The sequence below is a fragment of the Massilia sp. TWP1-3-3 genome, assembly GCF_049897805.1.
Classification (GTDB): Bacteria; Pseudomonadota; Gammaproteobacteria; order Burkholderiales; family Burkholderiaceae_D; genus Telluria_A.
Genome location: NZ_JAFCWX010000017.1, coordinates 98,284 through 124,181, shown reverse-complemented (window position 1 = coordinate 124,181; position 25,898 = coordinate 98,284). Strand labels below are relative to the sequence as shown.

At 62.5% G+C, this 25,898-nt stretch carries 21 protein-coding genes; 12 read left to right on the top strand and 9 right to left on the bottom strand.

The window, feature by feature from the left end:
* Positions 1 to 222: 222 nt before the first annotated feature.
* Positions 223 to 1,419 carry a hypothetical protein gene (locus ACP7D4_RS17450; RefSeq protein WP_426210372.1) on the bottom strand — a complete coding sequence of 399 codons (1,197 nt, stop codon included), beginning with the start codon at positions 1,417 to 1,419 and terminating at the stop codon, positions 223 to 225.
* 538 nt (positions 1,420 to 1,957) lie between these two features.
* A complete protein-coding gene (gene apbC, locus ACP7D4_RS17445; protein WP_426210371.1) occupies positions 1,958 to 3,058 on the bottom strand; it encodes an iron-sulfur cluster carrier protein ApbC in 1,101 nt (366 codons plus the stop codon).
* 179 nt (positions 3,059 to 3,237) lie between these two features.
* On the opposite strand from apbC, the gene metG reads away from it, so the two are divergent.
* The 6 genes from metG to panC all read left to right on the top strand — a co-directional run bounded on the left by metG (position 3,238) and on the right by panC (position 9,349).
* Positions 3,238 to 5,358 (top strand): methionine--tRNA ligase, encoded by a 2,121-nt coding sequence (gene metG / locus ACP7D4_RS17440; RefSeq protein ID WP_426210369.1) that lies wholly within the window; start codon positions 3,238 to 3,240, stop codon positions 5,356 to 5,358.
* A gap of 9 nt (positions 5,359 to 5,367) precedes the next feature.
* The gene (locus ACP7D4_RS17435; RefSeq protein WP_426210367.1) at positions 5,368 to 5,847 is read left to right on the top strand and encodes a GNAT family N-acetyltransferase; all 480 of its coding nucleotides are present in this window, start codon (positions 5,368 to 5,370) and stop codon (positions 5,845 to 5,847) included.
* A gap of 121 nt (positions 5,848 to 5,968) precedes the next feature.
* Positions 5,969 to 7,288: an enoyl ACP reductase FabMG family protein gene (locus ACP7D4_RS17430; RefSeq protein ID WP_426210365.1), complete on the top strand. Its 1,320-nt coding sequence runs from the start codon at positions 5,969 to 5,971 to the stop codon at positions 7,286 to 7,288.
* 102 nt (positions 7,289 to 7,390) lie between these two features.
* Positions 7,391 to 7,600, top strand: a complete 210-nt coding sequence (locus ACP7D4_RS17425; RefSeq protein WP_426107055.1) for a DUF3460 family protein — start codon at positions 7,391 to 7,393, stop codon at positions 7,598 to 7,600.
* 13 nt (positions 7,601 to 7,613) lie between these two features.
* On the top strand, positions 7,614 to 8,489 hold the full coding sequence (locus ACP7D4_RS17420) for a segregation and condensation protein A (protein WP_426107053.1): 876 nt from the start codon (positions 7,614 to 7,616) through the stop codon (positions 8,487 to 8,489).
* Positions 8,490 to 8,509: 20 nt separating this feature from the next.
* Positions 8,510 to 9,349: a pantoate--beta-alanine ligase gene (gene panC, locus ACP7D4_RS17415; RefSeq protein ID WP_426107051.1), complete on the top strand. Its 840-nt coding sequence runs from the start codon at positions 8,510 to 8,512 to the stop codon at positions 9,347 to 9,349.
* Positions 9,350 to 9,464: 115 nt separating this feature from the next.
* Here panC and ACP7D4_RS17410 read toward each other — a convergent pair whose 3' ends face one another.
* Positions 9,465 to 10,475, bottom strand: a complete 1,011-nt coding sequence (locus tag ACP7D4_RS17410; RefSeq protein ID WP_426107050.1) for a LacI family DNA-binding transcriptional regulator — start codon at positions 10,473 to 10,475, stop codon at positions 9,465 to 9,467.
* Positions 10,476 to 10,509: 34 nt separating this feature from the next.
* Positions 10,510 to 12,063, bottom strand: coding sequence for a tryptophan halogenase family protein (locus ACP7D4_RS17405; RefSeq protein ID WP_426210363.1), 1,554 nt, complete (start codon positions 12,061 to 12,063; stop codon positions 10,510 to 10,512).
* Between the two features lie 157 nt (positions 12,064 to 12,220).
* Between ACP7D4_RS17405 and ACP7D4_RS17400 the strand changes: the two genes are divergently transcribed.
* The 6 genes from ACP7D4_RS17400 to ACP7D4_RS17375 all read left to right on the top strand — a co-directional run bounded on the left by ACP7D4_RS17400 (position 12,221) and on the right by ACP7D4_RS17375 (position 21,606).
* A complete protein-coding gene (locus ACP7D4_RS17400; RefSeq protein WP_426210361.1) occupies positions 12,221 to 14,614 on the top strand; it encodes a TonB-dependent receptor in 2,394 nt (797 codons plus the stop codon).
* 112 nt (positions 14,615 to 14,726) lie between these two features.
* Positions 14,727 to 16,043: a GH1 family beta-glucosidase gene (locus ACP7D4_RS17395; protein WP_426107045.1), complete on the top strand. Its 1,317-nt coding sequence runs from the start codon at positions 14,727 to 14,729 to the stop codon at positions 16,041 to 16,043.
* 11 nt (positions 16,044 to 16,054) lie between these two features.
* Positions 16,055 to 17,098 carry a glucokinase gene (locus ACP7D4_RS17390; protein WP_426107065.1) on the top strand — a complete coding sequence of 348 codons (1,044 nt, stop codon included), beginning with the start codon at positions 16,055 to 16,057 and terminating at the stop codon, positions 17,096 to 17,098.
* A 94-nt stretch (positions 17,099 to 17,192) separates the two neighbouring features.
* Positions 17,193 to 18,455, top strand: a complete 1,263-nt coding sequence (locus ACP7D4_RS17385; RefSeq protein WP_426210376.1) for an MFS transporter — start codon at positions 17,193 to 17,195, stop codon at positions 18,453 to 18,455.
* Positions 18,452 to 20,626 (top strand): heme-degrading domain-containing protein, encoded by a 2,175-nt coding sequence (locus tag ACP7D4_RS17380; RefSeq protein ID WP_426107044.1) that lies wholly within the window; start codon positions 18,452 to 18,454, stop codon positions 20,624 to 20,626. The genes ACP7D4_RS17385 and ACP7D4_RS17380 overlap by 4 nt, the downstream gene beginning before the upstream one ends.
* A complete protein-coding gene (locus ACP7D4_RS17375) occupies positions 20,623 to 21,606 on the top strand; it encodes a Gfo/Idh/MocA family protein (RefSeq protein ID WP_426107042.1) in 984 nt (327 codons plus the stop codon). Before ACP7D4_RS17380 ends, ACP7D4_RS17375 begins: the two co-directional genes overlap by 4 nt.
* Positions 21,607 to 21,681: 75 nt before the next feature.
* On the opposite strand, the gene ACP7D4_RS17370 is transcribed toward ACP7D4_RS17375, so the two are convergent.
* The 5 genes from ACP7D4_RS17370 to cheD form a co-directional block, all read right to left on the bottom strand.
* Complete coding sequence (locus ACP7D4_RS17370; protein WP_426210359.1) at positions 21,682 to 22,890, bottom strand: EAL and HDOD domain-containing protein; 1,209 nt, start codon at positions 22,888 to 22,890, stop codon at positions 21,682 to 21,684.
* Positions 22,891 to 22,989: 99 nt separating this feature from the next.
* On the bottom strand, positions 22,990 to 23,604 hold the full coding sequence (gene cheZ, locus ACP7D4_RS17365) for a protein phosphatase CheZ (protein ID WP_426210375.1): 615 nt from the start codon (positions 23,602 to 23,604) through the stop codon (positions 22,990 to 22,992).
* Positions 23,605 to 23,659: 55 nt separating this feature from the next.
* Positions 23,660 to 24,058 (bottom strand): chemotaxis response regulator CheY, encoded by a 399-nt coding sequence (cheY, locus tag ACP7D4_RS17360; RefSeq protein ID WP_426107039.1) that lies wholly within the window; start codon positions 24,056 to 24,058, stop codon positions 23,660 to 23,662.
* Between the two features lie 124 nt (positions 24,059 to 24,182).
* Positions 24,183 to 25,250, bottom strand: a complete 1,068-nt coding sequence (locus tag ACP7D4_RS17355; protein WP_426107037.1) for a protein-glutamate methylesterase/protein-glutamine glutaminase — start codon at positions 25,248 to 25,250, stop codon at positions 24,183 to 24,185.
* A gap of 13 nt (positions 25,251 to 25,263) precedes the next feature.
* Positions 25,264 to 25,875, bottom strand: coding sequence for a chemoreceptor glutamine deamidase CheD (gene cheD / locus ACP7D4_RS17350; protein WP_426107036.1), 612 nt, complete (start codon positions 25,873 to 25,875; stop codon positions 25,264 to 25,266).
* Positions 25,876 to 25,898: the final 23 nt, after the last annotated feature.

Here is a 25,898-nt window from a genome sequence, read left to right as displayed (position 1 = left end):
AAGGCCGCTCATAGAGCATGGGTAGGGCGAGCTTAGCCTGACGCCGCGATGACCACGCGCAGCTAGCCACGTTGGAAAAATCCGGGGGCGAGAAGAAATTCATGCAACATTCAGGCTAGGCATAGCGGCGCAGCTAGGCCCACGCAGGGAACATGCAGCGCACAAAACAATGCCGCCTGAAATCAGGCGGCATTGTTCATTGCTACAAACCGGTTACTGTCGTTACGGCGCCGGCGAAGTCGACTCGTAGGCGCCAATGTCGAGCGCGCCGGAGACTGGGCGCGTCATGCCCAGCGCCACGTGCTTGTAGCTGGCCAGCGGGCTCAGGTCGACGCCCGTTACCGACAGGCCTGGTGCGGTGCCGACATTGATCACCATCGCGTTGGCCGTCGGGCGCAAGTCGTATCCGCCGCGACTGACAAAACCGGGCGCAATCGAACGGTAATTGGTTTTGTCCACGGCCGCCACCTGGGTGCTCAAGGCGCCGATGCCCGAAAAGATATTGTTTTGCAGCAGGATCGGCTTGGTTACGCCGGCGCCGACCATCACGAAGGTGCCGCGCCGCGTGTCGTCATTCAGGAAGGTATTGTTGACCACGTACAAATTGTGGCCCGCGTTGCTGGCCCCTTCCTCCCCGTAGGCCACCATCGCGCCATTGTTGTTGAGCGCAGGCTGCTCGATCACGTTGCCGATGATGTAAGAGGTGCCTGCGTTCGGCAAGTCGATTTCGTAACTCGGCGCACCGGCTGCGGTCGAGCCGGTCTGGCCCGGCGCCAGGCTGGAAAAGCGGTTGTAGAGGATCTTGTTGGTCAAGGCGCGCGACTTGAGATTGTGGCCGACGACCGCGTCGTGCGAAAAATTGTAGCGGAACGTCAGGCTGCGCACCGTGCCGATGTACAGGTTGTGGGTCTGGCCGGTGCCATAACCGTTGTGCCCGAACTCGGAACCTTCGATCAGCACGTCGCTGTCCACCTTGGCGCCGCTCAGGATGCCGTTCTGGTTGTCATGCAAAAAGCTGTTGCGCAGCGTGAAGTGGGTGCCTTCCAGGCGCAGCGCGGCGCCGTTCAGGTCGGGCACCTTGGCGCCAAACATTTCAACGTTTTCAATCGTCACATTATTGCCGACGACGACCCAGGTTCCCTTGCCCATGGCGTTGCGTCCGCCCGCGTCGATCTTGGGGCGGCCATTGACGCCGCGAATGATCAGGTTGGGCGCGTAAATGCCGCACACGTCGCCCACGTAGGTGGCGGCGGCGATCTGGATGATGTCGCCGTTGGCGGCGGCCGCGAAAGCGCGGCATGGTGTTGCATAAGTCTGGCCTGGGCCGACCGACAAGGTGGCGGCGGCGGCGTTGGCGGCCAGGCCCAAGCCCAGCAGTGCGGTACTGGCGGCGAATGCCATGCGGTGTAATGTGGTCATCGTATTCTTCCAAAAGTGAAATACAGCCGTGTCAGCGGCGCGGCAGGAAAAGTTCCTTAAATCAATTTCCAGCAATCAGTATTTCACGTAAGCAAGGCGCACGATTGCTCCAAATCATCCTTTATTTTTGGGGATTATGCGAATGGCAAAGTGGGCGCAGCGCACCAGGCGCTGGCAGTTGAACAAGAGCTGTGATCGTGGCGACAGCACACTTTCGCTTCGCACAAGCCTCAAGCAATCGCTGCCGATGCCTCGCCGTCATTGCGTAATCGGGCGCTTTGACGCGCCAAAGTCTTGCTGACGCGCATCAACGTCGCGGCGAACCGACGTGATGCCGGAGTGACAAGGGTGTTAAACGATGGAAAATTATGCTGTTCAGTTAACTTGTTGTGGCATGACAACGAAAGACGCGCTGTCTGCCGCGATGCGGCGACTTGAACCGTGCGATGGTGCGCAATGTGCGCTCGCCGAGCGACAAAAAGGCGCGGTCCAGCCGCGCCTGATCATGTGAGTCAGGAAAGGTTCCTGCCTAGCATCCTCAGTCGTTCTTGATGACGATGCTGGGAAACTTGCTGCTCATGTCTTTCGCCTTTTCGGCAATCTTGATGGCAACCTTGCGCGCGATATCCTTGTAGATCTGCGCCACCGGACCATCGGGATCGGCCACCACGGTCGGCTTGCCCGAGTCCGTCTGTTCGCGAATTGCCATCGTCAAGGGCAAGGCGCCCAGGAATTCGACGCCAAAGTCGGCGCACATGGTCGCGCCCCCGCCCTGGCCGAAAATCGCTTCCGTGTGGCCGCACTGCGAGCAGATATGGGTGCTCATGTTTTCCACCACGCCCAGGATCGGGATGCCGACCTTTTCGAACATTTTCAAGCCCTTGCGCGCGTCGAGCAAGGCGATGTCTTGCGGCGTGGTCACGATGACGGCGCCCGTGACCGGCACTTTTTGCGACAGCGTCAGCTGAATGTCGCCCGTGCCCGGGGGCATGTCGACGATCAGGTAATCGAGCGCGCGCCAGTTGGTTTGCTCGAGCAACTGCTGCAGCGCCTGGGTCACCATCGGGCCGCGCCACACCATCGGCTCGTCCGGGTCGATCATGAAGCCGATCGAGGACACTTGCAGGCCATGGTTTTCCATCGGTTCCATGGTCTTGCCGTCGGTGGTTTCGGGACGCCCGCTAATGCCCAGCATCATCGGTTGCGACGGACCATAAATATCGGCGTCGAGCACGCCGACGCTGGCCCCTTCGGCCGCCAGCGCCAGCGCCAGGTTGACCGCCGTGGTCGACTTGCCCACCCCGCCCTTGCCCGAGGCGACGGCAATGATGTTCTTCACATTGGGCATGATCTTCAAGCCGCGCTGCACCGTATGCGAAATGATGTTGGACGTCACGTTGGCGCTGACCGTGCCCGCACCCGGCAGCGCCAGCAGCGCCGCTTCGACCAGCTGGCGCACGAGGGCAAACTGGCTCTTGGCGGGATAGCCGAGTTCGACGTCGAGCGCGATATTGGTACCGTCGCCGGCGCCGTCGAGCTTGATATTCTTGATGTTCTTGGAAGAAACGAGGTCTTTCTGCGTGTTGGGATCGATGACTATCGCCAACGCCGCCTTGACGCTTTCTACTGTGATGCTCATGAAAATCTCCGGAGGTGAAAGCGAAGTTTAGCGCAAATCGCCCAGGTTCTCCTTGCAAAAAGGGCAAAGCCAGCCCACGCACCCTGCGCACCGCCGCCAAGCGCTGGTAAAATGCTTTACTCTTTTTTCATCTTGTCCATTTTCCGTTCTTACTTTTAGCCAAAAAGCGCAATCAGACCATGACCCGCAAGCTGTTCGTCACCACCGCCCTGCCCTACGCCAACGCAGCCTTCCACATCGGCCACATGATGGAATACATCCAGGCCGATATCTGGGTCCGTTTTCAGCGCATGCAAAACGATGGCAACGGCGCGCGCGAGGTGCATTTCGTCTGCGCCGACGACACCCACGGCACCCCGATCATGATCGCCGCCGAAAAGGAAGGCATCACGCCCCAGGAATTCGTGGCCAAGGTCGCGGCCGGGCGCCAGCAATACCTGGACGGCTTCCACATTGGTTTTGACAACTGGTATTCCACCGATTCGCCCGAAAACGTGGAGCTGTCCCAAGGCATCTACCGCAAGCTGCGCGATGCCGGCCTGATCGTCACCAAGACGGTCGACCGCTTCTATGACCCGGTCAAGGGCATGTTCCTGGCCGACCGCAATATCAAAGGCGAGTGCCCGAAGTGCGGCGCCAAGGACCAGTACGGCGACAATTGCGAAGTGTGCGGCGCCGCCTACCAGCCAACCGAGCTGGTCAATCCGTTTTCCGTGTTCACCGGGTCCACGCCCATCCTCAAGCCCTCCGAGCAGTATTTTTTCGCGCTGTCGGACCCGCGCTGCTACACCTTTCTCAAGGACTGGTTAAACACGCCGGGCCGCCTGCAGCCGGAAATGGTCAACAAGGTGTCCGAATGGTTGGGGGACGCGGGTGAAAAGCTGGCCGACTGGGATATTTCGCGCGATGCGCCCTACTTCGGCATTCCGATTCCCGATGCGCCGGGAAAGTTTTTCTATGTCTGGCTGGACGCGCCGGTCGGTTACCTGGCGTCGCTGAAAAACTATTGCAGCAAGCATGGCATGGACTTCGATGCGCTGCTTAATGATCCCGGCACGGAACAAGTGCACTTCATCGGCAAGGACATCGTTTCCTTCCACCTGCTGTTCTGGCCGGCCATGCTCAATTTTGCCGGGCACCCGATCATCGACAAACTCAAGGTCAATGTCCACGGGCACTTGACGGTCAACAATGAAAAGATGTCCAAGTCGCGCGGGACCGGCATTTCGCCGCTGCGCTACCTTAACTTGAAAATGAATCCGGAATGGCTGCGCTATTACATTGCCTTCAAGCTCAATTCCAAGGTGGAAGACCTGGACTTCAATGGCGAAGACTTCGTCGCCCGCGTGAATAGCGACCTGATCGGAAAATACGTCAACATCGCCAGCCGCTGCGCCGGCTTCATCGCCAAAAAATTCGACGGCAAGCTCGCCGGCACCCTCTCGCCCAAAGCTCAGCAATGGCTCGGCCGCGCGCTGACCGTGGATGGCGCCGAACGCCAGGCCAGCATCGCCGCCAATTTCGACCACCGCGAATACGGCAAGGCGCTGCGCGAAATCATGGAAATTGCCGACATCACCAACCAGTATGTCGATGAAAACAAGCCATGGATCCTGGCCAAGGACCCGGAAAAAAATGCCGAACTGCACGACGTGTGCACGACCGCGCTGATCCTGTTCCGCCAATTGACCATTTTGCTCGCGCCCGTGCTGCCGCAAGTGGCCGCGCGCGTGGCCGAGATGCTGGGCGACGAAGGCCTGTCGTGGCGCGACACCAGCGGCGGCGCTGTCTACGAAACCATGCTGGGCCGTACCATCGGCGCCTATAATTACCTGATGACGCGGGTGGACGCCAAGATGGTCGACGACTTGTTCGACAAGCCGCCGGTGGCGTCGATTGCGGTGCCGGTGGCCGACGACGCGCAAGCGAGCGCTGCGACCGGCATCGAGGAACTGGCACCGGAAATCAAGATTGACGACTTCACCAAAATCGACTTGCGCATTGCAAAAATCGTCAATTGCGAACAGGTCGAGGGTTCCGACAAGCTGTTGCGCCTGACGCTGGACGTGGGCGAAGGCCGGCTGCGCAACGTGTTTTCCGGTATTAAATCAGCCTATACGCCCCAGCAATTAGTCGGCAAGCTGACCGTGCTGGTGGCCAACCTGGCGCCGCGCAAGATGAAGTTTGGCGTCTCCGAAGGCATGGTCTTGTGCGCCTCGGCCGCCGATGAAAAGGCAAATCCCGGCTTGTACGTGCTCGAGCCATGGCCGGGCGCGCAGCCTGGCATGCGCATCCGCTAAGGGCAAGCGATGAGAATTGTAGTTCGTGAAGCAACGCCGGAAGACGCTCCCCTGATCGCCGAGCTCACCCGCGCCGCCTGGGCCGGCAAGGTCACGGTCACCTCCAGCGGCCACCGCGAAACGGCGTTGCGGGTGAGCGAACACCTGCGCGGCGGCGGCGGCTTTATCTTGATGGTGGACGGCGAACCGGTTGGTTCGGTACGCTACGCACCGCACGATGAAGACCCGGACATCTGGGAAATCCTGCGCATGGGCGTACTGCCGAACTTCCGCGGCAGCAATATGTCGCAGCACTTGCTGGAAGCGGTGATTCACCACGGCCTGGCCTGCAACGCCCAGGAACTGCGCCTGGCGGTGCGCACCGACCAGCCCAAGCTGCTGGACTTCTACGCCGCCTTCGAGTTCGAACTGGCCGAAGAGCTCGAGTTCTCGCATCGCAACCCGGCTGAACCAGCGCCGCGGGTCATGCGCCGCTACCTGCATGACTGACTGGTGTCAAAGTTGTCAATTCGGCCCCCCGGCAGCGCTATAATGTGCGCGTTTGATCACACAACCTAGAACAACAACACGGGCTATGAGCCCGCCCTTCACCCTTTTTGAGTGGCACACAATGACAAAATTCAATTCTCTGAGGCACATCCCGGAATCGACGATGTTTCGCAAGGGCGACGTCTTCGTCCTGTTCGGCGAACTGTTCGGCCGCGGCTATGCGAACGGCCTGATTGATCAGGCACGCGCCGCCGGCATGACGATTCTGGGCATCACCGTGGGTCGGCGCGATGACAACAATGCATTACGTGCCTTGGACGAAGAAGAACTGGCCGAAGCCGAAGCCAAGCTGGGCGGGCGTATCATCAATGTGCCGCTGATGGCCGGCTTCGATCTGGATGCACCCGAAGGCGAAAAGAACGTGACTGAAATGCTGTCCGTCCTGAACCTCAAGACGTGGCAGGAAGACCAGCTCGACTGGGCCAAGGTGGAAGCGTGCCGCCAAGCCGGCGTACGCCGCTTCACCGAGGCCGCCGCCAGCGCCATGGCCGAGATCGACAAGCTCATTCCCGACGGCAGCAATGTGTTTTTCGCCCACACGATGGCGGGCGGCATTCCACGCGTCAAGGTCTTCCTGGCCATTGCCAACCGCATTTACAAAGGCCGCGGCGAGCGCTTCATGTCTTCGCGCGCCCTGCTCGACAGCGACCTGGGCAAGGTCAGCTTGATGAATTTCGACGAAGTGACGGCCAACACGCTGGGCCACCTGATCACGTCGAGCGCGGCAATCCGCGCGCGCATGCAAGCCACCGGCGGCAGCGTGCGCTACACCGCCTACGGCTACCATGGCTGCGAAATCCTGATCGACGGCCAATACCAGTGGCAAACCTACACCAATTACACCCAGGGTTACGCCAAGATGCGCCTGGAGAGCGTGGCCTCGGCCGCCTGGGCCCAAGGCGTGCACGCCACCGTGTTCAATTGCCCTGAAATCCGTACTAATTCCTCGGACATATTTGTCGGCGTGGAACTGTCGCTGTTCCCGCTGCTGCAAGCCTTGAAACGCGAAGGCGGCGGCAAGTGGGCCCAGCAGCAATGGGATGCTTGCCAGGCGCTGCTCGAAGACGACGTCAGCTTGCAAACCGTCATCGACATGATCGCCAGCTACAACGGTGACGCCACCAGCGTGAGCTTCCGCAACTTCGAAGACTGGCCAATGGACAATACGCCGGCGCTGGCCGACGTCATGATCGGCACCTCCGACGACATCACCAAGCTGCACAAGGACAAGAAAGCGCTGATCACCGATCACCTGAGCGCGCTGGTGCTCGAAGGCGCCGGACCGCTGATGTTCCATGGCGCGGCCGAACAGATCGGCCCGGTCCTGTGGCTCAACCACGACATCATCGCCAAAAAGCTCAACGCCCTGCATCCGGACTGAGCACCACGCACCGCCCTGCCTGCGGGGCTGCGCGGCGCCCCTGCGGGGGCGTTCCGGCCACTCATGTAAAATAGCATTTTTCTTGCCTCACTATCTCCCATCATGAAATTCTCGAAACAGCATGCGATGTACGAATCCGATCACACCAAGTTCATCGCCGAACTCAAGGCCAAGAACCCCGGCATCGAAGAAGGCCAGCGCGAAGGGCGCGCCCTGCTGTGGGACAAAGCCCCGACGACGCTGACGGAGCAGGACCGCACGGCCGAATCGCGCGTCAAGCAGCAAGCCTACGTGTACCAGAACAAACTCTGAACCAGGCAAGACCATGTTGCCCGCGGCGACAGATCTGCCCGCCGACGAGGCAAGTGCGCTCTTGAAGGTTGCAGAGAGCGCGGCGGCGAACCCACCGCCGCCTGCAGCCGACGCGATAGCCATTGCCCGCCTGTATGGCGAGCCGCTGCTGCGCATGCCCACCGACCTGTACATTCCGCCCGACGCGCTGGAAATCTTCCTCGAAGCGTTCGAAGGCCCGCTCGACTTGCTGCTCTACCTGATCCGCAAGCAGCATTTCAATATCCTCGACATCCCGATGGCGCAGGTTACCCTGCAATACCTGAAGTACGTCGACCAGATCCGCATCCACAACCTGGAACTGGCCGCAGAATATTTGCTGATGGCCGCCATGCTCATTGAAATCAAGTCGCGCATGCTGCTCCCGCAGCGCAAGAGCGATGATGAGGAAGCGGGCGATCCGCGTGCCGAGCTGGTGCGCCGTCTGCTCGACTACGAGCAGATAAAGCTGGCCGCCTACGACTTGAACGCCGTGCCGCAGCTGGACCGCGACTTCGTGCGCCCCCAACTGTTCGTCGAGCAAAGCAATATTCCCACCTGGCCCGAGGTGGACGCGGGCGACCTGCAGCGCGCCTGGCTTGACGTCATCAAGCGCGCCACGCTGACCCAGCACCACCGCATCAGCCGCCAGGAATTGTCGGTGCGCGAGCACATGACTGCCATTTTGCGCCAGTTGCAAACGTCGCGCTTCGTCGAATTTTCCGACCTGTTCCAGGGCCAGGGCGGCGTGCCGATCGTTGTCGTGCACTTCGTTGCCATGCTCGAGCTGGCCAAGGAAACACTGATTGAAATTACCCAGGCCGAACCGTTTGCGCCGATCTACGTGCGCCTGGCCTACTCCCCGGCTTAATAAAAACTGACAGGACCAGCATGAAAATCATTTCCTCCGTCGAAGAATTGCGCGACCAGCTCAGCGGTCAATTGCGCACCGCCTTCGTGCCGACCATGGGCAACCTGCACGAAGGCCACTTGTCGCTGATGCGCCTGGCGCGCAAGCACGGCGACCCGGTTGTCGCTTCGATCTTCGTCAACCGCATGCAGTTCGGCCCCAACGAAGACTTCGACAAATACCCGCGCACCTTCCAGGCCGACGTCGAAAAGCTGGAAAAGGAAGGCGTCTATGTGCTCTTCGCGCCGACCGAAAAAGACTTGTACCCCGAGCCGCAAGAGTTTCGCGTGCGCCCGCCAGACGACCTGGGCAATACGCTGGAAGGCGAATTTCGTCCCGGCTTTTTTACGGGCGTCACGACCATTGTCTTGAAGTTGTTCGCCTGCGTGCAGCCGAAAGTTGCCGTCTTCGGCAAGAAAGATTACCAGCAGTTGATGATGATTCGCAACATGAGCCGCCAGTTCGCCTTGCCCACGCAGATCATCGCCGCCGAAACGTACCGGGCAGACGACGGGCTGGCGCTGTCGTCGCGCAATATGTACCTGAGCGAGACGGAGCGGGCCGAAGCGCCGCGGCTGTACCATGCCTTGAACCAGGTCGCCGACGAAGTGCGTTCTGGCCACCTGGACGTATTCCAGCTCGAACACAAAGCGATGGAAAGCCTGGCGGCGCGCGGCTGGAAGCCCGACTACATCTCGATCCGCAAGCAAATGGACTTGCAGCCGCCGAGCGCCGGCGACCTGGCCCAGGGTGCACCGCTGGTCGTGCTCGCCGCCGCCAAGCTCGGCACAACGCGCCTCATCGACAACCTCGAAATCTAAAAAATTCCCCCTAACCAGGGTCAGACCACTTTTGCAAATCATCAACTACAACCAAGGGTCAGACCACTTTTGCAAACCAGAAAAAGTGGTCTGACCCTGGTGTACAGGAAATAAGTCAGGTGATGCGGCGCACCGATTCGCGCACCACCAGGCTGAGCGTGGGAACGTCGATCGTCCCGCCCGGCTGGCCGATCATCGGCAGCAGCATGTTGGCAATGCAGGTGCCCACGTCGTACAGCGGCTGGCGCACGGTCGTCAGCGGCGGGGTCGTGTACATCGAGCTGTGCAGGTCGTCAAAGCCGATGATCGAAATGTCGTCCGGCACCCGGATGCTGCGCCGGTACAGCGCCAGCCGCGCGCCATAGGCCGTCAAGTCGTTGCTGGCAAAAATGGCGGTAAAGCGTTGGTTTGACGCGAGCAACTGGTCCACCGCCAGCAAGCCGCCCGACTCCTGGAAGTCGCCCGCCACCACCAGGTGCGGGTCGAGCGCGATCTTGTGCCGGGCCAGGGTGTCGCGGTAGCCGGCCAGGCGCGCGCGCGCGTCTTCCTGGTCGTTGGGCCCGGCAATAAAGGCGATGCGCCGGTGCCCCTGCTCGACCAGCAATTCCACCGCTTCGCAGGCCGCGCCGTAATTGTCCAGGCAAAAGCCGATCGCCCGTTCGCCTTCGAGCTTGCGTCCGAACGCGACGATCGGCACCCGCTTGGAAAACTTCAGGATCTGCGCGTCCGTCATGTTCCCCGTCAGGATCACCACGCCATCGACGCGCCGCCCGATCAACAGCTCGACCCGCTCGGCCTCTTCATCGGCATGCCAGTGCCCGCTCATGATCAGCAGCACATAGCCGGCCGCCTTCATCACATCTTCGATGCCGGTCATGGTCTTGTTGAAGTAGCCGCTCTCGAGCGACTGCGTCAGCACGCCGATGGTCCGGCTGCTGCCCATCTTCAAGCCTTGCGCGAGCCGGTTCGGCTTGTAGTTCATCTCGTCGATGATGCGCTCGATGATCTTGCGCTTGTCGTCGGCGACCTTGGCGGTGCCGTTCAAAAAACGCGAGACCGTCGCCGGCGAGACGCCGGCTGCATCGGCGACTTCCTGCAAGGTGGTGGTGCTGCTCTCGTTCTTCATGGAGGTCCGGCGTTTTGAGGTGGCGCTCACTATATCACCGCCCTGCCGCGCGGGCGCAGAAATGCGCGACCAGCGAGCGGTGCGACGGCAAGTCCGCCTCGGCCCGCGCGGCCATCTGCGCAATCGCCGCAAATTCCGCGCGCGCCTCGTCATGGCGCGCCGGATCGGTGGCGCCGGCGTGCAGCGCGGTCTCGAACTCCATCCCGTACAAAATATACTGCCAGCTGGTGCTCGGATACATCTCCAGGTCGCTGACAAAATCGAGCCGGTGCGGCGCGCGCGCGCTCCACATCTCCAGCTTGTCGCGCAGCGATTGCGGTATCGAGCACGGATCCGCATTCTCGCGCCAGAACGCCGAATCGGTGCGCTGCGTGAGGCAGTAATGCAGCTTGATGAAGTCGACCACGCGCTCATAGCGGGCGCGCATCATCTGGTTGAACGTGGCCGCCACCGGTTCGGTCTGGCCATTGAAGGGAAACAGAAAGCCGATCAGGTAGGCGGCCGTTTCGATCAGGCCGATGCCGGACGCCTCAAGCGGCTCCAGGAACCCGCCCGAGAGCCCCACCGCCACGCAGTTTTTCACCCATTGCAGCTCGCGGTAGCCGACGTTGAGCGTGATGGCGCGCGCAGCGACGCCATCGCTCGCCGGCCCGATGTACGCGCGCAGCACCTGCTCGGCGCGTTCGGCGCTGCTGTGCCGGCTCGAATACGCGTACCCGATGCCGCGCCGCTGCTGCAGGCCGATGTCCCAGGTCCACCCGGCTTCATGCGCGGTCGAAATGGTGTACGAGGCGATCGGTGTCTCGGGATCCGGATACGGCACCTGCATGGCCAGCGCACGGTCCACGAACAGCACGTCGTCGACCTTGCGAAAGGGCGAACCGAGCGCCTCGCCGATCAGCGTCGCCCGAAAGCCGGTGCAGTCGATGTACAGGTCGGCGCGCATGGCGCCATGTTCGCGCGTGTGCACGCTCTCAATCGCGCCTTGAGCGTCCAGCGCCACGCGCTCCACTGTCCCCAGCACATGGCGCACGCCAAGCGCGCGCCCATGTTCGGCCAGCAGGGCGGCAAAACGCGCGGCGTCAAAATGGTAAGCGTAATTCATCGGTCCCATGAAGTCGGCGTCGCCAAAGCGCTTGGGCCCGCGCGCAGCGTCGGCAATCCGTTTTTGCATCGTCACCGCTTCGGCGAATGGCACGCCTTCGCCGGCCAGCTTGCGCAGCCAGTAAGGCAGCAGTTCCGGGCCGCCCGGGCGCTGGCTGGGATGGCTGAACGGATGAAAATAGTGGTCGGCGCCACTCGCCCCTTTGGGCCTGACCCAGTTGTCGAAGCGGATGCCCTGCTTGAACGTGGCGTGGCACTCGCGGACAAAGAGCGCTTCGGATATGCCAATGGCGGCCAGCGTGCCTCGGATCGAGGGAAAGGTGCCTTCGCCCACGCCGATGATACCGATCTCGGGCGACTCGACCAGCGTAATGCCCACTCCCTCTGCAGCGCCATCCGCGCCCAGCGTCTTGGCCAGGAAGCAGGCAGTGAGCCAGCCCGCAGTGCCGCCGCCGACGATCAGGACGCTATGAAAAGTTTTCATGAAAATCGCCTTTTTTGATTATTTTTACAACGCATGAATATTTTGTTTGACTTTCTGTCTGAATGAAATATACCATGAAAACGTTTTCACAGGCCGTGAAATCGATTTCAAGCAAAAACAATAAAGCAAGCTCTTAACCATCCTCTCTGGAGACAGCATGAAAACTTCCGCACCACAGGCCTTCCGACGTCCGGGCGCCCCGATCCAACTGGCTATCCTGACGCTGTTGGCCGGCATCAGCGCCGCCCAGGCCCAGACCACCCCGAAGGACAAACCTGTGGCTTCCAACGACGTCATTCCCGAAGTCGTCGTCACCGCCACCAAGCGCGCCACCAGTTTGCAGCGCACCCCGATCGCCATCACCTCGCTCAACGCCGCCACGCTGCAGGACAACCACGTGCAGACCATGCTCGACGTGACGGCCCTGGTGCCGGGCTTCGAGGCGACCGCCCAGGGCGACCATGGCGTGACCACCATGACCTTGCGCGGCATCGGCAACGACAGCGCCAAGACCCAGTACGCCGATCCTGAAGTGGCCTCTTTCGTCGACAACGTCTACTCGCCGCGCGCCGAAGGCGCCACCGCGCTGATGTTCGACATCGAAGCGATCGAAGTGCTGCGCGGCCCGCAAGGCACGCTGTGGGGCCGCAACTCCACCGTCGGCGCGGTCAACATCCAGACCGTGAAGCCCGAATTGAACAGCCGTTCCGGTTCGGTCGAAGGTGGCGTCGGCGACTACAACCGCTACGGCGTGCGCGCCGCGTTCAACATGCCGCTCGGCGAAACGGCCGCCCTGCGCATCGGCGCGGTGCACGAACAGCACGACGGCTATGTCGACTACCAGCGCTTTGTTGCGCCCTCGCTGGCCAGCCAGCAGGCCGCATTCGCCGCTGCCGGCGGCGCTCCTGCCGCCTTCCGTCCGATCAACGGCAACCAGTTCGCCGTCGGGAACCAAAAATACAGCGCGCAAAACCAGACCGCCTTTCGCGCCAGCCTGCTGTGGCACCTGACGCCACAACTGAAGTGGAACGTATCGTACGAAAAGTTTGCGGACCGCGGCACGCCCAACGCCAACCTGATGCAGCAGCCGCGCGCCGGCGAAAAATTCTGGTCGATGCTGTCCGACAGCGCACCGTGGACCAACCGCGACAGCCAAAACATCCGCAGTCGCCTCGAGTACAAAATCAACGATGACATGGCGCTGCATTACATCGCCGGCTTCTCCAAGTACGAGGGCTCGATGCGCTTCGACCAGGACGGCGGCTCGCGCGTGCCGACCAGCGTGCGTTCCGGCGCCACCTGGCAGGAACACACCACCACCGACTCGCACTACCGCAGCCACAGCCACGAACTCGAACTGCAGTCGCTTGGCAGCAAGGACATCGACTGGCAGCTCGGCGCTTATTATGCGGCCGAAAAGAACGACATCCGCTTCGATATCCCGATCTTCAACGGCACCCAGGAAGGCACAGTCGGCTGGCAGGGTTCTTTCATCCAGCCCAAGGAAACGGTGGCCTCGAGCGCCGTGTTCGGCCAGGCCACCTGGAATCCAAGCGGCGCACTGCATCTGACCGGCGGCCTGCGCTACACCAAGGACCGCCGTGAAAACGCGGGCGGGCGCGCTTACACCTGGCGCTATGACGCCACCGTGCCGCAGCTGCCCCTCAATCCATCGATGGATCCGCGCGTGCCGGGCCAGGGCTTTGCCGCCGACGTACCAGGCAACGATGGCGTCTTTCATGGTAGTAAAGTGACCGGTCTGTTGCGCGTCAATTACGACGTCAATGCCAGCAATATGCTCTACGCCAGCGCCGCCACGGGCTACAAATCGGGTGGCGTGCAAGATCGCGGCTTGACGTATGCGCCTGAGTCGCTGATCAATTACGAACTTGGCTCGAAGAGTTCTTTCATGGGCGGCAAGTTAAAGGTCAACAACGCCTTGTTCTACTCCGACTTTACGGACTTCCAGTTCAATTCGCCGGTGAATTTCTCCGACGGCAGCCGCGGCCTGTCGATCACCAACGCCGAAGGCGCCAAAGTCTACGGTTTCGAGTCGGAGATTTCGGCGCGCCTGACGCCGGCGGACCGCATTTCCGTCACGCTGGCCGTACTCAAGGCCAAGCTGGGCGCCCTAGTGGCCGGCTCGAATGACTATGCGCTGCCGCCTTGCACGGTCGACACCCGCATTGCCACTTGCCTGGATGTGAGCGGCCACAACATGCCGCACGCACCGAAGTTTTCGACCACGGTCCAATACCAGCATACCTTCAACCTGGCCGATGGCACGCTGGTGCCGCGCATCACAGCGCACTATGAAACCGAGGCCGAACTGTCGGTCTTTAACCTGGGGCCGGAAGACCGCCAGAAGGCCTACACCACCGCCGATCTGGGCCTGCGCTATCAGTCGAGCAAAGGCTGGTGGGTCGATGCCTTCGTGCGCAATGTCTCTGACGAGAAGGTCAAGACCAGTGCCTTTAACGGCTTTGGACCGTGGCTGTCGCAGTACAAGCCGCCGCGCACGGCCGGTCTGAATGCCGGCTACGATTTTTAAGTAGCCGCAAACATGAAGCTGCAGGGCAGTCGCCTCCCCTGCAGCTCCTCTTCCGATCGTCTGTTCATCACCTTTCATCAAATTCCACCACCGTCGCATCAACGAGCCTCACATGAACCAATCCAACCAATTTCCCGCCGACTTCACGTGGGGCGTCGCCACCAGCGCCTTCCAGATCGAAGGCGCCGCAGCGGCCGACGGCAAGGGTGCGTCGATCTGGGATACCTTCTGCAGCCAGCCTGGCAACATCAAGGACCACAGCGACGGCACCGTCGCGTGCGACCACTACTATCGCTACAAGGAAGACGTCGCGCTGATCGCCTCGCTCGGCGTCGGCCATTACCGCTTTTCCATGTCCTGGTCGCGCGTGCAGCCGCTGGGCAAAGGCGCCTGGAACGAGGCCGGCTTCGACTTTTACGATTCCCTGCTGGCCGAACTGGCCGCGCACGGCGTCAAGGCCCACGTCACGCTATATCACTGGGACCTGCCGCAGGCATTGCAGGACGACGGCGGCTGGCTCAATCGCGACACCGCGCGCCGCTTTGCCGACTATGCCGCCGAGGTGGCGCGCCGCTTCGGCAACCGCATCGAAGCCATCGCCACCCACAATGAGCCGTGGTGCACCGCCAACCTCGGCTACGGCAACGCGCAGTTCGCACCCGGCGTGGCCGATGCCAGGCAGGCGATCCAGGTCTCGCATCACCTGCTGCTCTCGCATGGCCTGGCCATGACGGCCATGCGCGCCGTCGGCAGCGCGGCCAGGCTGGGCATCGTGCTCAATCAGTGGACGGCCGACCCGGCCACCGATTCGCGCGCCGACCATGCCCTGGCCGAACTCGAATACGCGCGCTCCGTGCAATGGTTCATGGACCCGATCTTCAAGGGACACTACCCGGAACTGGCGCTGCGCGCCCATGGCGCCAATGCGCCACAGGTGCACGACAGCGACATGGGCGTCATCTGCCAGCCCATCGATTTTTTGGGCTGCAATTACTACTTTCGCGCCTGGTGCAGCGCCGCCGAGCCGCCGCTGCCGGCGCCCGGCAAGGACGGCTTTACCGACATGGGCTGGGAAATCCACCCGCAGGGCTTGACCGAACTGCTGCTCAAACTGAACGCCGAGTACGCGCTGCCGCCGATCTACATCACGGAAAACGGCATGGCCAACCCGGACCAAGTCGTCGCCAATGAAGTACCGGACCACGCGCGCATCATGTTCGTGCAAGGTCATCTGCAGGCGCTGCGCGCGGCCATGGACCAGGGCGTCGATGTGCGCGGCTATTTCCTCTGGAGCCTGCTGGACAACTTCGAATGGAACTCGGGCTACGCCAAGCGCTTCGGCATCGTCCACGTCGATTACGCCACCCAGCAGCGCACCCTCAAGGACAGCGCCATCTGGTACCGTGATTTTCTCTCCTCCCGCCCATAAGGACACCCATGATGCCCGGCTCCTATCCCGACGGACCACGCCTGCTGGCCGATATCGGCGGCACCAACGCCCGTTTCGCCCTTGAATACGCGCCAGGCCGCGTGGCGGCCATGCAAACGCTGGCCTGCGCCGATTACCCGCGCTTTGAAGACGCCGCGCTCGCCTACCTGGACGGCTACGGGGGCCTGGTGCGCCATGCGGTTGTCGCCATCGCCAACCCGGTCAACGGCGACGCGATCCGGATGACCAATCATGACTGGGCCTTTTCGATCGCCGCCGCCAGGGTCGAGCTGAGGCTCGACACGCTGCTGGTGGTGAACGACTTCACCGCGCTGGCCATGTCGCTGCCCACGCTCACGGCGTCGCAACTGCTGAAAATTGGCGGCGGTGCGGCCCGCGCGGGCGGCGTCATCGGCCTGGTTGGCGCCGGCACCGGTCTGGGCGTGTCCGGCCTGGTGCCGGCGGGCGGGCAGTGGGTGGCGCTCGAGAGCGAAGGCGGGCACGTGGCCTTTTCGCCGTCCGATCCGCGCGAGGTGGCGGTGCTTGAATATCTGTGGCGGCGTTACGATCACGTCTCGGCCGAGCGCATGGTGTCCGGCCCCGGCATTGCCCTGATCCGCGAGGCGCTGGCCGCCAGCCGCGGCGAGGCGGCCGACTTGTCGCTGCCTACCGGCGCCATCGTCGAGCGCGCCCTGGCCGGCAGCGACGCGCTGTGCCGCGAAACACTGGACTGCTTTTGCGGCATGCTCGGCACCGTGGCGGCCAACCTGGCCGTTACGCTGGGCGCGACCGGCGGCGTGTATATTGGGGGGGGCGTGGTGCCGCGCCTGGGCGACTATTTCGCCGCCTCGCCGTTTCGGGCGCGGTTTGAAAGCAAGGGGCGTTTCAGCGCCTTTACCGCCGGTATTCCAACGCTGCTGATCACCGCGCCCTATCCGGCGCTGGCGGGCGCCGCGGCCGCGCTGGCGCAGCATCTGGGTGCCAGCCCTGTCTACGCGGCGCACGCCGCTCCGCCCGCAGCCACCCTATTGGAGAGCGACCATGCAAGCCACTGAGTTGACCACTAAGTTGACCACTAAGTTGACCACTTCGCCAACCGCATCGCCCGCCACCTCCCCGCTGCTGTGGGTACCGACCGGCTACTTTACGATGGCGCTCGGCTATGTGATGCTGACCAGCGTGACCGCCATCATGTTCAAAAACCTGGGCATGGACAACGGCAAGGCGGCGCAGTACTCCAGCATGCTGATCCTGGCCTACACCGTCAAGCCGCTGTTTGCGCCCTTTGTCGAAATGTACCGCACCAAAAAGTTCTTTGTCCTGTGCGCGCAGGTGCTGATCGGCCTCGGTTTCATCGGCGTGGCGCTGGCCATGGCGCTGCCGAACTACATGGCCTATCTGATGGTGGGCTTTTTCGCCCTCTCGTTCGTGGGCGCGACCCAGGATATCGCCAGTGACGGCGTGTATGTCACCTCGCTCGACGCGCGCGCGCAGTCGCTGTACTGCGGCGTGCAAAGCTTGTCGTGGAATATCGGTCCGATCTTTGCCGCCGGCGGCATGGTGTACCTGAGCGGTCGCCTGCACACCGACCTGTTCCACCATGACGCCAACGTGTTCGGCCCCGCGTGGATCGACGCCTGGCGCATCATCTTCTTTCTGGCCGGCGGCCTGACGCTGGCCATGGCTGCCTGGCACGCGCGCGTCATGCCTGACGGCGCGCGCGCACACAATACGCCAGCCAGCGTGGCCGAGGGCGGGCGCATCCTGCTCGACGCCTTTGTCACCCTGTTTGCCAAGCGCGGCATCTGGCGCATGATCGCCTTTGCCTTCCTGTTCCGCCTTAGTATCGGCTTTCTTGAAAAGATCGGTCCTTTTTTCATGGTCGATCCGGTTGCCAAGGGCGGGCTGGGCATGTCGAATGAACTGCTCGGCATCATCTACGGCACCTATGGCCTGGCTGCGGTGCTGCTTGGCTCTTTGCTGGGCGGCCTGTACGTGGCGCGGCGCGGGCTGCAAGCGACGCTCTTCGTGCTGTGCTGCGCCGTCAACGTCCCGAATATCACCTTCCTCCTAATGAGCATTTACCTGCCGACCAACCTGCTGCTGATCGCCCTGGGCGTGGTGGTGGAAAAATTCTTCTTCGGCTTTGGCGCGGTCGGCTTCATGATCTACCTGATGCAGCAGCTCGCGCCCGGCAAATACTCCACCACGCATTATGCCTTCGGCACCGGCATCATGGGTCTGTGCGGCCTGGTCACCGGCGTCATCAGCGGCTACCTGCAAGAGTCGCTCGGCTACGTCAGCTATTTTGTCTTCGTCATGCTGGCAACCATCCCCTCCTTCCTGGCCGCCTGGTTTGCGCCCTTCCACCATGCTCAGGCAATCGCCCCGGCGCAGGAAGTGTCGGCATGAAGGCCCTGATACTGTCGCTGGCATGCGGCGCGGCGAGCGCGCAAACGGGCGCCATCAAGGTCAACCAGGTGGGTTTTCCCACGCAAGCTGCCAAGGAGGTGGTCGCGCCAGCTAGCCAGGCCAGCACCTTTGAACTGGTCGACGCGGCCAGCGGCAAGCGCGTGTTTGGCGGCAAACTGGGCGCGCCACAGCTGTGGAAGCCATCCATGGAACGCGTCGTGCTGGCCGACTTCTCCGCCTTTGGCACGCCGGGGCGCTACCGCGTCAAGCTGCCCGGTACGGCGCCGTCGGACCCGTTTTCGATCGGCGAAGGTGCCTATCGCGCCCTGAACAGCGCTGCGCTGAAAAGCTATTACTTCAACCGCTCCGGCGTCCAGCTGGAGCGGCGCCACGCAGGGGTGTACGCGCGTGCCGAGGGGCACCGCGACGAGCAGGTACTGGTGCATGCATCGGCAGCGAACGCCAGCCGTCCCGAAGGCACCATCATCGCCAGCGGCAAGGGCTGGTACGACGCCGGCGACTACAACAAGTACATTGCCAGTTCGGGCATCGCCACCTACACGCTGTTGGCCGCCTTTGAACACTTCCCCGCCTACTTCGCCGGGCACGACATCGACATTCCAGAATCGGGCAATGCGCTGCCCGACATTCTCGACGAAGCGCTGTGGAACCTGGAATGGATGCTCTCGATGCAGGACCCGGCCGACGGCGGCGTGTACCACAAGCTGACCAACCTGCGCTTTGACGCCATGGTCATGCCCGCGCAAACGATGAAAGAACCGCGCTACGTGGTGGCCAAGAGCACCGCCGCCACGCTCGACTTTGCCGCGACCATGGCCGTGGCCAGCCGCGTATTCAAGCCGTACCAGGGGCAACTGGCGGCCCGCATGCTGGCGGCGGCGCAAGCGGCATGGACCTGGGCGCAGGCGCATCCCGATCACTACTTCACCAATCCGGCGGGCGTTGTCACCGGCGAATACGGCGACACCAACGTGGCCGACGAACGCGCCTGGGCGGCGGCCGAACTGTACATCACCAGTGGCGAGGACAGCTACTACAGCGCCATGCAGGCGCCCTCGGTGCAGGCCACCGTGCCGGCCTGGGACGACGTGCGGTCCCTGGCCTGGATCTCGCTCGCGCACCACCGCGCGCATCTGACCGGCGCCGCCGACCAGGCGCTAATCGCCACCCGCATCGAGTCGCTGGCAGCCACTTTGCGCGCCCAGTGGCAGACGTCGGCCTACCACGTCGCCATGCAGGAAGCGGACTTCGTCTGGGGCAGCAATGCGGTGGTGCTGAACCAGTCGATGATGCTGCTGCAGGCCTACCGGCTAAGCGGCAATGGCGAGAACCTGAAGGCGGCGCAGGCGGGGCTCGACTATGTTTTGGGGCGCAACGCAACCGGCACCTCATTCGTGACCGGCTTTGGCGCAAGGGCGCCGCTGCATCCGCATCACCGGCCGTCGCAGGCGGACCAGGTGGCCGCTCCCGTGCCAGGCATGCTGACGGGCGGGCCGCAGAACGGTCAGCAGGACAAGGCCGAGTGCAGCACCGCCTACCCGAGCGCGCTGGCGGCGCTGTCGTACCTGGATAATGTGTGCAGCTACGCCAGCAACGAGATCGCCATCAACTGGAACGCGCCGCTGGTGTACGTCACCGCGGCGCTCGACCAACTTACCGGAACCACCATGGAACAACCCGATGCAGCACTGGCCGCCATCGCGCGCCAGGAACAAGCCTTGCAGTTCGACGCCTTTGACAACCGCACCGCGCTGGCGATCGGCCTTGAGATCATTGCCATGGCGCGCAAAAAAAAGCAGTCGGTCGCGGTCAACATCACGCGCAACGGCACGCTGCTCTTCTACCACGGCATGGACGGAACCTCGGCCGACCATCAGGACTGGATCCGGCGCAAGAGCAACCTGGTCAACCGCACCGGTCACAGCTCGATGTATGTTCACGCCGACGTCAAAAACAAGGGCGGCGACATCGACGCCATTGCCACGCTCGATCCGCGCGAGTATGCGGCGCACGGCGGCGCATTCCCGCTCACGGTCAAAGGTGCGGGTGCGGTCGGCACCATCACCGTGTCGGGCTTGCCGGGGCCGCAAGACCACGCGCTGGTGGTGGCCGCGCTCAAGTCGTACCTGAAAATCCGGGGCGAACTGTGAGGCCGATCCGCTGGGGCATCCTGGGCACCGGCGGCATTGCGCGCGCGTTCGCCACCGCGCTGCAGGACACGCCGCACGCTGTGCTGGCCGCGGTCGGCTCGCGCAGCATCGACAGCGCGCGCGCCTTTGGCATGGAGTTCGGCGCGCCGCAAAGTTTCGGCTCGTATGAAGCCTTGTGCGCCGCCCCTGACATCGACATCATCTACATCGGCACGCCCCATCCGCTGCACGCGCGCAATGCGCTGATGGCGCTCGAAGGCGGCAAGGCAGTGCTGTGCGAAAAACCGTTTACCATGAACCTGCGCGAAGCCAGGCAGGTTGTAGCGAGCGCGCGCGCACGCAAGCTGTTCCTGATGGAAGCGATGTGGACCCGCTTCATGCCTGCCCTGGCGGAAGTAAAACGCATCATCGATTCAGGCTTGCTGGGCGTGATCAGCCAGGTGCATGCCGACTTTGGCTTTGCTGGCACGTGCGACCCCGAGCACCGGATCAACAAGCGTGAACTGGGCGGCGGCGCGTTGCTCGACCTGGGCATTTATCCACTCTCGATTTCGCACGCGCTGCTCGGGCCTGTCGTATCCGTGCAGGCGCAGGCGGTATTAAGCGACGGCGGCATCGACCTGACAACCGGCTGGTCGATGAAGCACGCCAGCGGCGCAATGTCGATCTGCAGCTGCTCGCTGCGCGCGCGCACGCCGTGCGAGTTGACGGTATCGGGAACGCTGGGCAGCGTGCGCATGGACGCCATGTTCCACCTGGCCGAGCGCATCACGCTCACGCTTGGCGACGGCATCAAACGCGTGATCGAGACGCCCTACCTGGGCAACGGCTACGTCCACGAAGCGATCGAAGCAGGACGCTGCCTGCGCGCGGGACTGACCGAAAGTCCCCACATGCTGCACGACGACACGCTGGCCCTGATGGGCTTGATGGACACGATCCGCACCCAGATCGGCGTCCACTATCCCGCCGACCAATAACAACACCAGACAAACGGACAAATTTCCAGCGGGGTGGAGATTTTGTGACTGGCGCTTTTTTTGGCCGTCAGCTTGTCAGGTGGTGACGTTCTGGGCCCAGGCCAGGGCCGACAGGTGCGCCTTGTTGACGTCGACCGGGTTGATGTTGACGCTCTTGGCCAGCGAAACGACCAGGTTGGAATTGAGTTCGCACGCCTCGGCCAGCGCCAGATACGGCCCGTACATGCCGCCGCGCGTGAGCAGTGCGCTCACTACTTCGTCAGGCAGCTGGATGGTGTCGAGCACTTCCTTCATCGGCAGCCCAAGCAGGCGGTCGAGCAGCGAAAACATCCCGGCCACGAACAGGTTCTCGCCTTCGCCGCGCAGCAGCGCTTTCACGCCCAGCAGCTCGGTCAGGCGACCGCGCACCACGGCCGTTTCCATCAGCACCGGCGAGTAACCGCTGGTGCTGGCCGTGGCCAGTAGCAGCGTCAGCCAGCGGTACATCGGCGCGTAACCCATCATCGCGATGGCCTGGCGCAGCGACTGGATCTCGCGCGTGGCGCCAAAACCGGCCGAGTTAATAAAGCGCAGCATCTTGTACGACAGCGCCGGGTCGCGCTTCAAGACGCTTTCGATCTGCGGGATGTCGGCGTTCTTTTGCACCATCTGCATCAGCTGCAAGATGATGGTCTGGGCCGGGTTCATGCCTTTGACCGGCGCGCCCGGGCGCGGCGTCAGGTGCAGCTTGCCGACAAAGGCGTCCAGGCCGAGCGCGGCGCAGGCATCAAAATCTTCCCAGGTCGCTACCGGACGGCCCACCATGCGCACGCCCGACTGCTTGGCCGCGGCGTGCGTGCGTGCCTGCGCGGCGACGTCGGCGCCGGCGAAGCGTACTTCAATGTAGGAGGCGCTCATGGCCAGGTTGCTGCCCAGGTGGGCCAGGTCGCCGTCGCGAATCGAAATGCCCACGCCGCCCGCGCGCAAGCCCTGTACCGCCGACAGCGTGTCCGGGTCGGCCAGGTCGGACGCCTTCATGGTCAGCACGGTGCGCTCGGGCGGCATGGCGAACAGCGCGTCGGTCGAAAGCATGTTGGGAACCGCGTCGAGAAACAGCACTTTGTCTTTCAGCAGCCAGCCGGTTTCTTCATCGTTGACGTTTTCGGCGACAAAGCCAATCAGCGCTTCGAGGTCGGCGTCGGTCGGCGTGTGGTTCTCCACCTGCTGCCACGACAGTTCGTAGCCGATCACGCGTTGTTTCGGATCGAGCAGCGGTTCGCGAGTGATGAAATTTGTTTCGTGCATTGTAAGAAGTCTTAGTAAAGTCGCTTGATAAAGTCGTTGGGTAAAGTCGCTTGCTGCGTCGCTGCCGGCGTGGCCCGCAAGGCGCCCACGCCGGAAAAATCAGAAGCCCAAACTGTCGAGCAGGTCGTCCACCTGGCCCTGGTTCGATACCACGTCGGCGTTGCCGGTGGCATGGATCTGCGGTCCGTTCATCAAGCCATTGCCAAAGTCGCGTTTGACTTCAGCCGGCGCGAAATCGACCAGCATCTGCACCAGTTGCTGCTCCAGGTTCTGGGCGATCGTGGTCACCTTGGTGATCACCTGTCCGGTCAAGTCCTGGAAATCCTGGGCCATCATGATGTCCATCAGGTAGGCCTTGGTCTGGACCGCGTCGCTGCGCGATTTTTCCATCGCCGCCACGCTGTGCGCCGCCAGAACGCGCCAGCTGGCCTCGCCCGCCTGCGGATCGTCGAGCAGGGCCTTCCACGATGCCGTCAACGCGCCCGCACTGCTCTCGATACTGTCTTGCAGCGGTCCGGCGGCGTCGGTTGCGTTGAGCACCTTTTGCGCGGCCTGCTCCGACAGCCGGGCCACATAGTCGAGCCGGTCGCGCGCGTCGGGAATCTCGCTGGCCGCCTTTTCAATCAGCTTGTCGAGCCCGAGCCCGCGCAAGCTTTCGTGCAGCGCGCGCGTCATGTGCCCGACGCGGCTCAGGAACTCGTCATGGGTATCCATGCCGACCGGCTGGCCCTCCTGCCGCAAGGAGTGGCCGGGTGCGATCAAGCCCACCTCAGGCTCCGATTTTTTCGAGTTTCTCGAAAATTTTGTTGAGCTTTTCGTCCAGCGTCGCCGCCGTGAACGGCTTGACGACGTAACCGTTCGCGCCTGCCTGGGCCGCGGCGATGATGTTCTCTTTTTTCGCTTCGGCCGTAACCATCAGCACCGGCAACTTGGCTAGCGCGGGATCGGCGCGAATGTTCTGCAACATGGTCAAGCCGTCCATATTGGGCATGTTCCAGTCCGAGACGACGAAGTCGAACGTCTCGCTGCGCAGCTTGGCCAGGGCCATGACGCCGTCTTCGGCTTCATCGACGTTGGCATAACCCAATTCTTTCAACAGATTGCGGACAATGCGGCGCATCGTCGAGAAATCGTCAACAACTAAAAAACGCATCTTTGGATCAGCCATGAATTACTCCGTTGATTCTCTTACTGTGGTTATTAACAGACTGCCGCTCGATGGAAGCAGTCTTAAGGATAGCATTTATTGTTGCCCTAAAGCGACCAAACTCCAGCGAAACGCAGGAATACAGTCAAACGCGCAACGCCCGGCTGCCTTGCGTTGCCAGATAGCCAAGCACCATGCCGGGCAAGTCGGTCAGCGCGCCCACTTCGTGAGCCCCGCCAAGCGCAATGGCTTCGCGCGGCATGCCAAACACTACGCACGACGCCTCGTCCTGGGCAAAGTTGTAGGCGCCTGCCGTTTTCATTTCCAGCATGCCGGCCGCGCCATCTTTGCCCATGCCGGTCAGGATCACGCCGACCGCGTTTTTGCCCGCTGCCAGGGCCGCCGAGCGAAACAGCACGTCGACCGAAGGCCGGTGCCGGTTGACCGGCGCGCTCTGTTCAATTTTGGTCACGTAGTTGGCGCCCGAGCGCGCCAGCAGCAGGTGCGAGTGGCCGGGCGCGATAAAGGCGTGGCCGGGCAGGATGCGCTCGTCGCCGAGCGCCTCGCGCACGCTGATTTTGCACAGCGAATCGAGCCGGCGCGCGAACGAGGTGGTGAACCCTTCGGGCATGTGCTGGGCGATCAGGATGCCCGGACAGTCCGACGGCATCTGCATCAAAAATTCGCGGATCGCTTCCGTGCCGCCGGTCGAGGCGCCGATGATGATCAGCTTTTCCGACGACGTGAGCGGGTTGCGCAGCGCCGGCAGGGCCGGCGGCGGCGCGGCGGCGCCAAGCACGCGCGGCTTGATGCGGGCCTTGGCGGCAGCGCGGATCTTGTCCGCTATGAGCTCGGTATATTCGCGCATCCCGCTCTGGATCGAAATCTTGGGCTTGGTGACAAAGTCGACCGCGCCCAGTTCCAAGGCGCGCATCGTGATTTCGGAGCCGCGCTCGGTGAGCGAAGAGACCATCACCACCGGCATCGGGCGCAGCCGCATCAGCTTTTCAAGGAAGTCCAGCCCGTCCATCTTGGGCATTTCGACGTCGAGCGTGAGCACGTCGGGGTTGGTCTGCTTGATCAGTTCGCGCGCCACCAGCGGATCGGGCGCCACGCCCACCACTTCCATATCGCTCTGGCTCGAGATGATCTCGCTCATGACGCTGCGGATCAGCGCAGAATCGTCGACAATCACTACCCGGATTTTCTTCATTGCACTCTTTCAGTCAAAACAGGTCGATCTCGCCGCCCACGGGCTGCACCTTGAGCCGGCTGGCGTAATCGAGCTCGCGCCGCGCCAGTGTGTCGTTATGGGTTTGCATCAGCTTTTTGACCAGCACCTTGCCCGTGCGGGGAAAAAAATACACCTTGCGCGGATAGACGTCGTTCAAGTCTTCGGCCATGACGCGGATTTTCTCGGTCTTCAGGTAGTTCATGACAAAGGCGGCGTTGCGCTCGCCCACATTGATGGCCGTGAAGCCGCGCAGCACGGCGCCGCCGCCGAACACTTTCGCTTCCATGTTTTCGCGCCGCGCACCGGCTTTCAGCAGGTCGTTGATCAGCACTTCCATGGCGTAGGTCCCGTAACGCATCGAGGCCGACACCGGGCTGTTGGCGTCGCTGCCGCCGCCGTCGGGCAGCATGAAGTGGTTCATGCCGCCAAGGCCGGTGACGCGGTCGCGGATGCAGGCGGCCACGCAGGAGCCGAGCACCGTCACGATCAGCATGTCCTTGGGCGTGTAGTAGTACTCGCCCGGTAAAATCTTGGCGGCGTCGCAGCCGAACGTCCGGTCGTAATAGACGTTGGTAGCGAATTGTTCTCTGTTATCGTTGGCCATGGTTGGTTCTCATAGTACTGCGC